Annotated in this window: 12 protein-coding genes; 9 read left to right on the forward strand and 3 right to left on the reverse strand. The window is 40.5% G+C overall.

The window, feature by feature from the left end; genetic code table 11:
• The first annotated feature begins 133 nt into the window (after window positions 1-133).
• The 4 genes from BGO42_RS15885 to BGO42_RS15900 all read left to right on the forward strand — a co-directional run bounded on the left by BGO42_RS15885 (window position 134) and on the right by BGO42_RS15900 (window position 4,383).
• The gene (locus BGO42_RS15885; RefSeq protein WP_273243593.1) at window positions 134-2,011 is read left to right on the forward strand and encodes a DEAD/DEAH box helicase; all 1,878 of its coding nucleotides are present in this window, start codon (window positions 134-136) and stop codon (window positions 2,009-2,011) included.
• 78 nt (window positions 2,012-2,089) lie between these two features.
• Complete coding sequence (locus BGO42_RS15890; protein ID WP_177735466.1) at window positions 2,090-2,851, forward strand: carboxypeptidase-like regulatory domain-containing protein; 762 nt, start codon at window positions 2,090-2,092, stop codon at window positions 2,849-2,851.
• 18 nt (window positions 2,852-2,869) lie between these two features.
• Window positions 2,870-3,517, forward strand: coding sequence for a DUF2306 domain-containing protein (locus BGO42_RS15895; protein ID WP_273243595.1), 648 nt, complete (start codon window positions 2,870-2,872; stop codon window positions 3,515-3,517).
• Window positions 3,514-4,383 (forward strand): YARHG domain-containing protein, encoded by an 870-nt coding sequence (locus BGO42_RS15900; protein WP_273243597.1) that lies wholly within the window; start codon window positions 3,514-3,516, stop codon window positions 4,381-4,383. Before BGO42_RS15895 ends, BGO42_RS15900 begins: the two co-directional genes overlap by 4 nt.
• 31 nt (window positions 4,384-4,414) lie before the next feature.
• Here the strand turns inward: BGO42_RS15900 and BGO42_RS15905 are convergent, their stop codons facing one another.
• Window positions 4,415-5,083 (reverse strand): TrmH family RNA methyltransferase, encoded by a 669-nt coding sequence (locus BGO42_RS15905; RefSeq protein WP_177735471.1) that lies wholly within the window; start codon window positions 5,081-5,083, stop codon window positions 4,415-4,417.
• 59 nt (window positions 5,084-5,142) lie between these two features.
• On the opposite strand from BGO42_RS15905, the gene BGO42_RS15910 reads away from it, so the two are divergent.
• From BGO42_RS15910 to BGO42_RS15930, 5 genes are all read left to right on the forward strand, one after another.
• Complete coding sequence (locus tag BGO42_RS15910; protein ID WP_273243600.1) at window positions 5,143-5,673, forward strand: RNA polymerase sigma factor; 531 nt, start codon at window positions 5,143-5,145, stop codon at window positions 5,671-5,673.
• A complete protein-coding gene (locus BGO42_RS15915) occupies window positions 5,673-6,461 on the forward strand; it encodes an anti-sigma factor (protein ID WP_273243601.1) in 789 nt (262 codons plus the stop codon). The genes BGO42_RS15910 and BGO42_RS15915 overlap by 1 nt, the downstream gene beginning before the upstream one ends.
• Entirely contained in the window at window positions 6,462-7,163 is a 702-nt protein-coding gene (locus BGO42_RS15920) for an SIR2 family NAD-dependent protein deacylase (protein ID WP_177735478.1), read from the forward strand. It begins immediately after the preceding gene.
• 67 nt (window positions 7,164-7,230) lie between these two features.
• A complete protein-coding gene (purB, locus tag BGO42_RS15925; RefSeq protein WP_177735480.1) occupies window positions 7,231-8,574 on the forward strand; it encodes an adenylosuccinate lyase in 1,344 nt (447 codons plus the stop codon).
• 189 nt (window positions 8,575-8,763) lie between these two features.
• A complete protein-coding gene (locus BGO42_RS15930) occupies window positions 8,764-11,004 on the forward strand; it encodes a cation:proton antiporter domain-containing protein (RefSeq protein ID WP_273243604.1) in 2,241 nt (746 codons plus the stop codon).
• 58 nt (window positions 11,005-11,062) lie between these two features.
• Here the strand turns inward: BGO42_RS15930 and guaB are convergent, their stop codons facing one another.
• The gene (guaB, locus tag BGO42_RS15935; protein WP_273243606.1) at window positions 11,063-12,535 is read right to left on the reverse strand and encodes an IMP dehydrogenase; all 1,473 of its coding nucleotides are present in this window, start codon (window positions 12,533-12,535) and stop codon (window positions 11,063-11,065) included.
• A gap of 122 nt (window positions 12,536-12,657) precedes the next feature.
• Window positions 12,658-13,521, reverse strand: coding sequence for a hydroxymethylglutaryl-CoA lyase (locus tag BGO42_RS15940; RefSeq protein ID WP_177735486.1), 864 nt, complete (start codon window positions 13,519-13,521; stop codon window positions 12,658-12,660).
• Between the last annotated feature and the right edge of the window lie 83 nt (window positions 13,522-13,604).

Genomic DNA, 13,604 nt, shown 5'->3' on the forward strand with positions numbered 1-13,604 from the left:
AGAAATGAGTGAGCGCCTGACCTCCCGGAATAACTACCTGAAAATCAACAAAAAACAAAAATACAAATATGCAAAACACATTAGCATATATCGTTAATTTACAGTAACTTTGCCCCCAATTTAAAAATAACGAATGAATAAATTTGAACAATTAGGATTGAATGAATCGCTACTGCTGGCGATTAAAGATCTAGGATTTGAAAATCCGTCGGAGGTACAGGAAAAGGCGATTCCCCTATTATTGGAAAAAGACACAGACATTGTAGCATTGGCGCAGACCGGGACTGGTAAGACTGCAGCGTTTGGTTTCCCACTGATTCAAAAAATTGATGCTGATAACAGAAATACTCAGGCATTAATTTTATCGCCAACACGCGAACTTTGTTTACAGATCACCAATGAGATTAAACAATATTCAAAATACGTTAAAGGAATTCACACTGTAGCTGTTTATGGCGGTGCAAGCATCACCGAACAAGCGAAAGATGTAAAAAGAGGAGCACAAATTATTGTGGCAACTCCGGGAAGAATGCAAGACATGATTAACAGAGGTATGGTTAACATTAAGAACATTAATTTCTGTGTTCTTGATGAGGCTGACGAGATGTTAAACATGGGATTTTATGAAGATATTACAGCTATTTTATCCGATACACCGGAAGATAAAAGCACATGGTTATTTTCTGCAACTATGCCACAAGAAGTAGCTAGAATAGCTCGTGAGTTCATGAGAAAACCTCTTGAAATCACTGTTGGACACAAAAACTCAGGTTCACAAAATGTATCGCACGAATTTTACCTGGTAAATGCTCGTGACCGTTACTCGGCTTTAAAACGTTTAGCCGATGCTAATCCTGATATTTTCTCAGTTGTGTTTTGTAGAACCAAGCGTGACACGCAGGCAGTTGCCGAAAAATTAATCGAAGACGGTTATAATGCAGCAGCTTTACATGGTGATTTATCACAGGCACAACGTGACAGCGTTATGAAATCCTTCCGCGGAAGACAAATTCAGATGCTTGTAGCTACAGACGTAGCGGCTCGTGGAATTGACGTTGACGACATTACACACGTTATCAACTATCAGTTACCGGATGAAATTGAAACCTATACACACCGTTCCGGTAGAACTGGTCGTGCCGGGAAATCAGGGACATCACTTGTAATTATTACAAAAAGTGAATTACGTAAAATATCGCAGATCGAGCGTATTATTAAAACGAAATTTGAAGAGAAACCAATTCCTTCCGGAATTGAAATTTGCGAAATCCAGTTATTCCACCTGGCTAATAAAATTAAAGATGTAGAAGTTGATCACGAAATCGACGCTTATCTTCCAGCCATTTATGAAGTAATGAAGGATTTATCAAAAGAGGAATTGATTAAGAAAATGGTTTCAGTAGAATTTAACCGTTTCATTAATTATTATAAAAAATCAAGAGATCTTACCGCTCAAAACGCGGGAGAGCGTCGTGACGAAGGTGGTTCTATTCCATCTGACGGAGCTGTTCGTTTCTTCATCAACATCGGATCAAGAGATAATTTTGACTGGATGACCCTGAAAGACTTCTTACGTGATACTTTAGAATTAGGTCGTGACGATTTATTCAAAGTGGATGTTAAAGAAGGATTCTCTTTCTTCAACACTGATGCTGAACATGCCGAAAAAGTAATGGACGTATTAAACAACATCCATTTAGAAGGTAGAAAAATCAATGTTGAGATTTCTAAAAATGATGGTGGCAGCAATACCCGAAGAAGAGATCACAATGGCCGAAGCGGTGGCGGAGACAGAAGCCGTTCAAGAGGCGGTGACCGTGACAGAGGTGGTGATCGCGACAGAGGCGGCGACAGAAGAGACAGAGGTTTCGGAGGCGGACGCTCTGAAAGAAGAGATGACTTTTCCGATAGACCGGCAAGAAACGAAAGAAGAACATCGTCAGACCGTTCTCCACGTCGTTCTGAAGGCTCATCGAACAACTCAACAGGAAGACGCCCAAGGAGAAGCTAATTCTTTTGTTAATTTTCTTGTAATATAATGTAGAAACTGCAAAATATCCCTTACTTTTAGACCAATCTAATGACCCGTATGAGATTTTTTGCAGTTTTTTTATTTTCACTACTTTCACTGGTAGTACAAGCACAGGAAACACCAACAACTGTTTCCGGAATTGTCGTGAATGCTACGACTTTACTTCCTAAAAGCAACGTAAACGTTGTGAATATCAATACCGTTAAAGGAACTACATCTAACGGTCATGGTGAATTTACCATCGAAGCAAAAGCTAACGATACCCTTCACTTTTCGTTCCTGGGTTTTGAATCCATTAAGGTCCGGGTAACCAACGACTGGCTTAAAAATAAAAACACAAAAATCAGACTTACCGAAAAAGCGTATGCTCTGGAAGAAGTTATCATCAACAAATACATCTTAACCGGATATCTGGAAGTCGACACCAAAATACTTCCGCTCAACGAGAATTTCCGCTACCCTATTTCCGGTCTTCCGTACGGATATGAAGCCGGAGATCACTCTCCAAACAAAATCAGCCGCGTTTTAGGCTCCCTGTTCAATCCTGCCGATTTGCTGTACAATTTCTTCGGAAAGAAACCGAAAGAAATGAACAAGCTTAAGGAAATGAAAAAGGATGATGTGATCAAAAACCTGCTGGCATCGAAGTTTGACAAAGAAACGCTAGCCGCACTTTTAGGTATTGATGTTAAAGAAATAGGTGAAATTTTACAGCGTTGCAACTATTCCGAAACGTTCATACAAACCGCAAATGACCTCCAGATCATGGAAGCCATCAGCAGTTGCTATGAAGACTACAAGATCCTGAAAAGAAAATAAAACACGCTTTACCGCAATATGGAGCAAAAAATCACTAAAGCATTTAACTATTGGAAATGGCTTTGGCTGGTTGTTTTTTGCGGGTTCTTTTACCTGATGCTGGACATCACGCTCCGGTATATTCCTTACCGGCCTGACAGCGCATTTTTACAGATCAAACAACACGAAGTAACTAGTGTTTCCGGTTACCTGCCGTTGTTTTACCTGCATGTTTACAGCGCTATTTTTGTATTAATAGCCGGTTTTACACAATTTAACGATACCCTTTTAAAGCGCTACCCGAAAGTCCACCGGCTCTTTGGAAAAATATACGTGTATACCGTTTTATTTTGTGCCGCTCCTTCCGGATTGTTTATAGGCTATCATGCCAATGGCGGATTTTCTGCCAAAGTATCCTTTATCCTTTTAGGCACATTATGGTTTAGCTTCACCCTGCTGGGCATTTTACAGATCTATAAAAAGAATCGCATTGCCCATCAGAATTTTATGCTCAGAAGTTTTGCTTTAGCATTTTCTGCCATAACTTTACGACTATGGAAAGTGATTCTGGTTTTTCTTTTCCAGCCCAATCCTATGGAAGTGTATCAGGTAATTGCCTGGCTGGGATGGATTCCTAACATATTGCTCATCGAATGGTATATTCAATCTAAAAAACGTAAAACATGAAGAAATTTATTTTTTTAGCGCTTACAATAATCATAACCGCCTGTAATTCCAAAGAAAAGAAAGTTGAGAATTCCATAGAAAAGACCGCTGCAAACGAAGTTGTAAAAGAAACCAACACGGAACTGTACGGCTCGTGGGTGGGTGATTTTATTCCCGAAGAGCAAAACAATCCGGAAGAATTTTCACCGACCAACAAGATTAACATTATCCTTAAAAAAATCACACCGGATCAGGTTATCGGACAAAGTGTGGTCGCCGGAAACAACCGCCCGCTCATTGGAACCCTGACCCAAAACGGCAATACGTTTTCTTTCAGCCTTAAAGAACCGGGAGATCACAAATATGACGGTTCCTTTGCATTTACCATTACAAACGATACACTCACCGGAACCTGGACGGCAAACGACAAAAAACTGAATGTTACCAAAAGAAGTTTTAAACTGACCAAAAAGCAATTTGTATACGACCCGAAATTAATGCTGCCGGACGAAGAGGAATACATTGACTGGTACAATCCGAAAACGGTTCAGGTAACCGATGAAGAAGAAACCTATCCGGAAGATTATTACCGGCAGGCATCCGAAAACATCACCATTCTTAACGCTTCCACACAAAAGCTAAGCGATAACGATTTGAAAAACCTGAAAAAGCTGGATCTGGAAATCATCCGCAATACCATTTATGCACGTCACGGATATACTTTTAAGAAAAAAAGCATCCGCCAGTTTTTTGATCCGGTGGAATGGTATATTCCGGTATCCGAGAATGTCGACAACGAACTGACGACACTGGAAAAAGAAAATATCGTTTCGTTAAAACGCTTTGAAAAATATGCCGAAGACAATTACGATACTTTTGGCAGATAATAAAAAAAGGAGGAATTAATGTCCTCCTTTTTTATTGTTTCTCCAGGTATTTCCGGGTAATAAAATCAATATCCTTGATGGATTTCCGGGCCCAGTCGATTCTCTTTTCCAAAACTTCGGCTTCCGTCAGCTTCCAGTCAATATCCGATTTCCGCAATCGCGTAGATATATTCTGAAGGATAATCGCCGCCGAAACGGAGATGTTCAGGCTTTCCGTAAAACCAACCATTGGAATTTTAAGATAACCATCTGCCTGCTGCATCACTTCTTCCGATAATCCAAGCCGTTCCGTTCCGAAAAAAATAGCCGACGGTTTTGTAATATCAAAATCTTCCAGCAAACAATCATCATCGTGAGGTGTCGTGGCAATAATCTGATAACCGCGTGCTTTCAGGTTGTCAATACAATCCTGATTCGAATTAAAACGGTGAATATCCACCCACTTTTCGGCGCCCATCGCAATTTCCTTGTCAATTTTCTTTCCAAAACGCTGTTCTACCACGTTTAATTCCTGAATACCAAACACTTCACAACTTCTCATTACAGCACTTGTATTGTGCAGCTGGAACAGGTCTTCTACAGCCACAGTAAAATGCTTGGTTCTGTTTTCCAAAACTTTAACAAAGCCATCCTTACGGTTTTCTGTCATGAAATTTTCGAGGTAGGCCAGATATGCTGTATCTAAAAAAAGAGATTCCATTAAAAAAGGGTGTGATTATAAATTTTGTTTATTAACTTAGTCGGAGTTAATTTGCTCCTATGACTCAAGAAGAATTATTGCCACAAATCTACAAAAAAGACGACAAAGCGTTCACTCTTTTGTATGATATGTATGCCAAAAGTCTCTACGGCATCATTTATAATCTGATAAAAGACCGGGAAGAGGCAGAAGATGTCCTTCAGGAAACCTTTGTGAAGATCTGGAAAAATATGGACAGCTATAATGAAAGTAAAGGGCGTTTTTTTACCTGGATTCTCAACATAGCCCGTAATACCGCTATCGACAAATTACGTTCTAAAAACTTTAACAATAATCAGAAAAACTTATCTTCTGACAATTTCGTACATATACTCGATGACAGTTCGAAAACAAATAACAAAATTGATACTATTGGAATTCAGGAGTTTGTCAAAAAACTAAAGCCAAAATGCATCCAGCTGATTGATTTGCTGTTTTTTAAAGGCTACACCCAGCAGGAAGCATCCGAAGAACTGGAAATACCTTTGGGTACGGTTAAAACGCAGAACAGAAATTGTATTAATGAATTAAGAAACTTACTTGGAGTATAATGAACACGAGAGAATATATAGCGTCTGGAACCCTTGAATTGTACGTTTTCGGAAAATTATCCGAAGAAGAAAACCGTAATGTTCAGGAAATGGCAAATGAATTTCCGGAAGTAAAACAGGAAATTGAAAGTATCGAACAAGCCGTAATCAATTTATCGTATAGTGTTGCCCCTAATTTGTCGTTGGACAACTTCAATACCATCAGGGAACAGCTTTTAGAAAGAGAAGCCGCTGTTGTGACCATGAAACCAAAATCGGCCTGGACACAATATCTGGGCTGGGCTGCTTCCATCGTATTACTGTTAGGAGCCGGATTTTTATACTTTGAAATGAATCAAAGGGATATTTTACTGAAAGACAGCAAAAAGGAGAATCAGTCGTTACAGAAATCAGTCGTTACCCTGGAAGAAAAGAATAAAGCTACCGAAACCGTTTTAAACCTTATCCGGGACGATAAAAACACCGTAGTGGCACTTGCCGGTCAAACAGTAGCACCGGAAGCCAAAGCAAAAGTGTACTGGAACAAAGAAAATCAGGCCGTATATGTAGACGCTGCCGGTTTACCGGAACCGCCTAAAGGAATGGTTTACCAGGTTTGGGCATTAAAACTGAATCCTTTAACACCAACCAGCATCGGATTATTAGAGCAAACCGGAATTGTAGGGAACTCAAAAATATACAAAGTTGACAATGCAGCCGAAGCCGAAGCTTTTGGTATCACGTTAGAACCAGCCGGCGGTAGTGCTTCGCCAACATTAGAACAATTGTACACCTTAGGAAAAGTATAAATGAAAAAGAAACTGGTGGTTCTTTCCGGTGCCGGAATCAGCGCAGAAAGCGGAATTAAAACCTTTCGCGATGCCGACGGTCTATGGGAAGGACACGACATCATGGAAGTGGCGTCCCCTATTGGCTGGGCAAAAAACAAAACACTTGTTTTAGATTTCTACAACAAACGCAGGGCACAGCTTTTAGCGGTGCAGCCCAATACAGCCCACCAGATTCTTGCGGCATTAGAACAGGAATTTGAAGTACACATTATTACTCAAAACGTAGACGACCTTCACGAACGTGCCGGCAGTACAAACGTATTGCATCTTCATGGCGAACTGTTCAAAGTGAGCAGTACCCGGAATCCCGATTACATCCTGGACTGGAAAACCGATTTGAATATCGGTGATACCGATCCGGAAGGCAATCAGCTGCGACCGCATATCGTGTGGTTCGGAGAAGAAGTACCGGCCATCGAAACCGCCGTTCCAATCGTTGAACAGGCCGATTACTTACTGGTTATCGGGACTTCATTACAGGTTTATCCAGCCGCAGGGCTGATGCATTACACCCGGAATACCACTCCCGTTTATTATATCGACCCGAAACCGGCTTCGATCGGCAGCCTCAGTAATCCGCTGAAAGTAATTCCGCTATCCGGTTCCGAAGGGATGAAAGTGCTTCAGGACGAGCTTTTAAGTGCACTCAAAAAGATTTAAAAATGTTTTTCCAGAAGTTTTTGTAAAAGCTTATCTTTGCGGTTATTAGAAAATAACACAACAACAAATGCATTTAACCGAACTTAGTGCTATATCGCCAATAGATGGACGTTATAGAAACAAAACCGTTTCCTTATCTCATTATTTTTCTGAAGAAGCTTTAATCAAATACCGCGTATTGGTAGAAGTGGAATATTTTATTGCACTTTGTGAGTTGCCTTTACCGCAGCTGGCTAACGTGGATAAAAACCTGTTTGGCGACCTGCGTAAAATCTATGAGGATTTTTCTACTGAAGAGGCACTTTGGATTAAAGAAACCGAAAAAACCACCAATCACGATGTAAAAGCTGTAGAATACTTTATAAAAGCAGCTTTTGACAAACTGGGATTGCAGCAATACAAAGAATTCATCCACTTCGGACTGACTTCACAGGATATCAACAACACCGCTATTCCTTTATCGACTAAAGAAGCGTTCGAAAAGGTATATGTACCGTCACTGATTAGTGTTGTTTCCCGATTAAAAGAATTAAGCATCGAGTGGAAAGACGTTCCAATGCTGGCACGTACACACGGGCAACCGGCTTCTCCAACCCGTTTGGGCAAAGAAATCGGTGTTTTTGTAGAGCGTCTGGAAGAGCAGATGCGTTTGTTGTTCAACGTTCCTTTTGCGGCTAAATTTGGAGGCGCAACCGGAAACTATAATGCACATGTTGTGGCTTACCCGGCTATCGACTGGCGAAAATTCGGGAATAATTTTGTAGAAGAAGCCCTGGGATTACACCATTCCTTCCCTACTACCCAGATTGAGCATTACGACCACTTTGCAGCATTCTTTGACGCTTTAAAACGTATCAATACAATCCTTATTGATCTGGACAGAGATATCTGGACTTATGTTTCAATGGATTATTTCAAACAAAAAATCAAAGCCGGAGAAATTGGTTCTTCTGCTATGCCACATAAAGTAAACCCGATTGATTTTGAAAACTCGGAAGGAAATTTAGGAATTGCCAATGCTATTTTCGAGCACCTTTCTGCAAAACTTCCGTTATCAAGATTACAGCGTGATTTAACCGACAGTACCGTTTTGAGAAATGTTGGTGTACCGATCGGACATACCATCATCGGATTTGAAGCAACCTTAAAAGGATTGAACAAATTGCTTTTAAATGCAGATAAATTCGAAGAAGATTTGGAGAAAAACTGGGCTGTTGTTGCCGAAGCAATACAGACAATCTTAAGACGTGAAGCCTATCCGAATCCTTATGAAGCTTTAAAAGATTTAACGCGAACCAATACCGTGATCAACAAAGAAGCGATTCATAATTTCATCGGTACGCTGAATGTTTCTGATACTATTAAAGCAGAGCTTTTAAAAATCACACCAAGCAATTACCTGGGAATTTAATCCCGGATCCGGTAACTTTTAAAAAGTACTCCAAAATCCCGTCAGTGGAAAATTATTTTCTGCTGACGGGATTTCTGCTTTTATATTATAAATTTATCTTAAAATGACAGTATATTAACTCTGGTTACTTTCATAAATACGCATTATTTTATAACTTACACAAATCGTAAAATCCCTATAAAAAAGCCTATGCTAACAGCCGAAACAGTAACTAATGCCTCACACCATTTATATCCTTTAATCAGTGATTTGGGATTAATCTTAATGACAGCCGGAGTATCGGTTTTATTATTTAAAAAGATCAGACAGCCCCTTGTTTTAGGATATTTAGTTGCAGGTTTTTTAGCCGGAAATAACTTTGACTTCTTCCCTTCCATAACCGACATCAAAAGCGTTGAAGTCTGGGCAGAAATCGGGGTAATCTTCCTGCTGTTCAGTCTTGGTCTTGAATTTAGCTTTAAAAAACTGATGAAAGTGGGCGGCACCGCCTCGATAACCGCCATAGTCCAGATCATCTCGATGATTTTTGTGGGTTACCTGTCCGGACAATGGATGGGATGGTCCCAAATGGACAGTATCTTTTTGGGAGCCATATTATCCATGTCATCCACCACCATTATCCTCAGGGCTTTTGACGAACTGAATGTCAAAGGAAAAAAATATGCCGGAATTGTATTTGGTGCTTTAATTGTAGAAGACATCGTTGCCATCTTGCTGATGGTTCTATTATCGACCATTGCGGTAAGCCAGCAATTTTCCGGAGGAGAGTTGTTTGAGTCCGTTTTAAAGCTCTTATTCTTCTTAATCTTATGGTTTGTAGGCGGAATCTTCTTTATTCCTACTTTATTAAAAAAAGCAAAGAATTTACTAAACGAAGAAACCCTGTTAATCATCTCGTTAGCCTTGTGTTTAATGATGGTTATTTTAGCAACAAATGCCGGATTTTCTCCTGCTTTGGGTGCTTTTATCATGGGTTCCATCATTGCCGAAACCACTCAGGCCGAAAGAATCGAACACCTTATCAAACCGGTAAAAGACCTGTTTGGTGCCGTGTTCTTCGTATCGGTAGGAATGTTAATCAATCCGGATACACTTGTGGAATATGCCTTACCGGTATTCCTGATAACCTTAATTACAATTTTCGGAAAAACCATCAGTACCGCTGCCGGAGCCTTAATTTCCGGGCAACCGTTAAAACAATCAGTACAGGCCGGTATGAGCTTGGCGCAAATCGGGGAGTTCTCCTTTATTATCGCTACACTGGGTATGACCTTAAAAGTAACCAGCGATTTCCTTTATCCTATAGTGGTAGCGGTTTCTGCCGTAACCACATTTACCACCCCATTCATGATTAAAATGTCGCTTCCCGTTTATGAAAAACTGGAAAAGATACTGCCTCAAAAGTGGGTTACAGCCATTGATACGTACAGTACAAACTCCCAGTCGATTAAAGCGACCAGCAACTGGCAGATTGTATTAAAAGCAAAACTGACACAGATTGTTATCAACTCGGTAATCATTATTGCGATTATACTCTTATCGGACAGGTATATTTCACCGCTGGTAGCCGATTCCAAATTTGGTAATGCCGTTGCCGCGCTGATTACCTTAGTGATCATAGCCCCTTTCCTATGGGCGCTTTCACTGAGAAGAGTTGCCGAAAAAGCAATGGACGAACTGCGAAAAGAACGCAAATACCGTGGCCCGCTAATCATGCTGATCTTAACCCGTATGGGACTTGCTTTGTTCTTTATCGGTTTTTTACTAAACAACTTCTTCTCACCCATAGTAGCCTTTTTAGCCTTAATTATCGCAACGGCATCGTATTTTATTTTCCCTAAAAAGCTGCATGCCCAATATGAAAAAATAGAAAATCACTTCCTTAAGAATTTCAACGACCGGGAAATTGCCAGAGCGCAAAAAACAAGAGACGATTTAACTCCCTGGGACGGTCACATGGCAAATTTTGAAATTGCCAAAGAATCCAACCTTGCCGGTAAGAAATTACAGGACTTGAAAGTACGTGAAAAATTAGGCGTTAATATCGCCTTTATTAAGCGTGGGGAAATCATGATCAATATACCAACCCGGACGGAACGTTTATTCCCCGGAGATGAGATCTGTGTGATCGGAACGGACGATCAGGTGCAGAACTTTAAAGCCTATCTGGACCAGAACGAAATTGAAGTACCGGAAACGGTAGCCGATGCCCAAATTGTTTTACAGCAATATGAGCTTAATAACGAAGATTTTATCGGGAAAAGCATCCGCGAATCGCAATTGCGGGAAAAAACCGGCGGTCTGGTTGTGGGTATCGAACGCAACGGCGAACGTATCTTAAATCCGGAATCGCATTTAGTGCTGGAAAAGAATGATATTTTATGGTTAGTGGGCGATAAAAAACTATTATCCTCTTTCTTTAAAAACTAATACCAAAAAAAAAGACCGTTTCAAAATTGAAACGGTCTTTTTTTATGTCCTGTAAATATTATCTGGAATAGTTAGGAGCTTCTTTTGTAATGGTTACATTATGCGGATGGCTTTCCCCGATTCCGCTGGCTGTAATTCTCACAAATCTTCCGGTTTCCTGCAGCGTTGCAATGTCTTTAGCACCACAGTATCCCATACCGGCACGAAGTCCACCTACAAACTGAAGCATGCTTTCGTTCAACTCTCCTTTGTATGGTACACGTCCAACGATTCCTTCCGGTACTAATTTCTTAACATCGTCTTCCACATCCTGGAAATAACGGTCTTTAGAACCTTCCTTCATCGCTTCAACCGATCCCATTCCTCTATATGACTTGAATTTTCTTCCTTCAAAAATAATGGTTTCACCCGGTGATTCTTTTGTTCCTGCTAAAAGCGATCCCAGCATTACACAGTCGGCACCGGCAGCAATTGCTTTAGGAATATCACCTGTATAACGGATACCGCCATCGGCAATAACCGGAACACCGGTTCCTTTTAAAGCAGCAGCCACTTCTAAAACCGCCGAAAACTGAGGGAATCCAACACCTGCAACCACACGGGTAGTACAGATAGAACCCGGTCCGATACCTACTTTTACAGCATCGGCACCATTTTGGGCTAAATATGAAGCCGCTTCCGGTGTTGCAATATTACCTACAACAACATCCAGTTCCGGGAATTTTTGTTTTACTAATTTTAAAACATCAACCACTCCTTTTGTATGCCCGTGTGCTGTATCGATAATCACCGCATCCACACCGGCATTAACCAAAGCCGTAGCTCTGTCCACCGCATCTGCCGTAACACCTAAAGCAGCCGCAACTCTTAATCGCCCGAACTTGTCTTTATTTGCATTAGGTTTTTGCGTTAATTTTGTAATATCTCTGAAAGTAATTAAACCGACTAATTTATTGTCTTTGTTAACTACCGGTAGTTTTTCGATTTTATTGGCCTGTAAAATTTCTTCTGCAGTTGCTAACGTTGTTCCTTCACCAGCCGTTACCAGATTCTGAGAAGTCATTACCTCAATAATGGAACGGGCATTGTCTTTTTCAAAACGCAAATCACGATTGGTAACAATTCCTTTTAAAATCTGATTGTCATCTACAACCGGAATTCCGCCGATACTGAATTCACGCATTGCCAGTTTAGCATCACCTACAGTCGCATTAAGTGGTAAAGTAACCGGATCGATAATCATTCCTGATTCGGCACGTTTTACTTTACGAACTTCACCAGCCTGCTGCTCAATGGTCATATTTTTATGCAAAACACCAATACCGCCTTCCTGTGCCATAGCAATAGCCATTGCACTTTCGGTAACCGTATCCATCGCTGCGGAAACAACAGGAACGTTTAAAGTGATGTTTTTTGAAAATCTCGTTTTGATACTTACTTCTCTGGGAAGTATTTCTGAATAATTTGGAACTAGTAGAACATCATCGTAGGTTAGACCTTCCCCGATAATTTTAGCTGTGTGTGCTTTCATTTGCAATTTGTAGTTGAATTGCATGCAAATATAACACATTTATCCTTTTTGATAAAATGGTTTTAACGAAATATTAAAAAAACAAGCTGTTTTTCTAAAAAAAATGTATACGCTTAAAAGAATTAATGATAAACGGTGAAAATTTTCAAAGCTTCATTATAAGCACTCTCAAAACTCATCGGACTTAGTCCTGTATCTGCTTTTTGAGAAGTGAAATAGGAAAGCATCTTTTCTGTAGGCATGTTTCCGGTTAAATCGTCTTTTGCCATCGGGCAGCCGCCGAATCCCTGGATGGCACCATCAAATCTTCTGCAGCCGGCTTTGTAAGCCGCATCTACTTTTTCAAACCATTTATCGGGAGTGGTATGCAGGTGTGCACCAAATTCGATATGCGGGTATTTTGGGATCAGGTTGGAAAACAAATAAGAAATCACATCCGGTGTGGAAGAACCTACCGTATCCGAAAGCGAAAGGATTTTCACGCCCATATCCGATAATTTTTCCGTCCATTCTCCAACGATTTCCACATTCCACGGATCACCGTAAGGATTGCCGAATCCCATTGATAAATAGGCCACTACTTCTTTATTGGTAGCTTTGGCAATATCCAGAATCTCCTGCAGGGTCACTAACGATTCTGCTATGGTTTTATGGGTATTCCGCATCTGGAAGTTTTCCGATATGGAAAAAGGGAATCCCAGATATTTGATTTCCGGAAATTGGGAGGCATTTACCGCTCCCTGTGTATTTGCTATTATGGCCAGTAATTTACTTTTTGTCTGCGACAAGTCCAGTTTTGCTAAAACTTCGGCAGTATCCTGCATTTGCGGAATTGCCTTAGCCGAAACAAAACTTCCAAAATCGATGGTATCAAAACCCACACGCAACAGGGATTGTATGTACTGTACCTTCTTTTCTGTAGGAATAAACTCTTTAATGCCCTGCATGGCATCTCGCGGACATTCTATGATTTTAACGTGTTCCATAATGTTTCAAAGATAGTGGAAAGTTGACAATTTTCAAATAAGACCATGCTTCCGGAATGGTTTGCGGCTGCTTTTGTTAAGCA

This window comes from Flavobacterium sp. 40-81 (assembly GCF_001898245.1).
In the GTDB taxonomy this organism is placed as follows: domain Bacteria; phylum Bacteroidota; class Bacteroidia; order Flavobacteriales; family Flavobacteriaceae; genus Flavobacterium; species Flavobacterium inviolabile.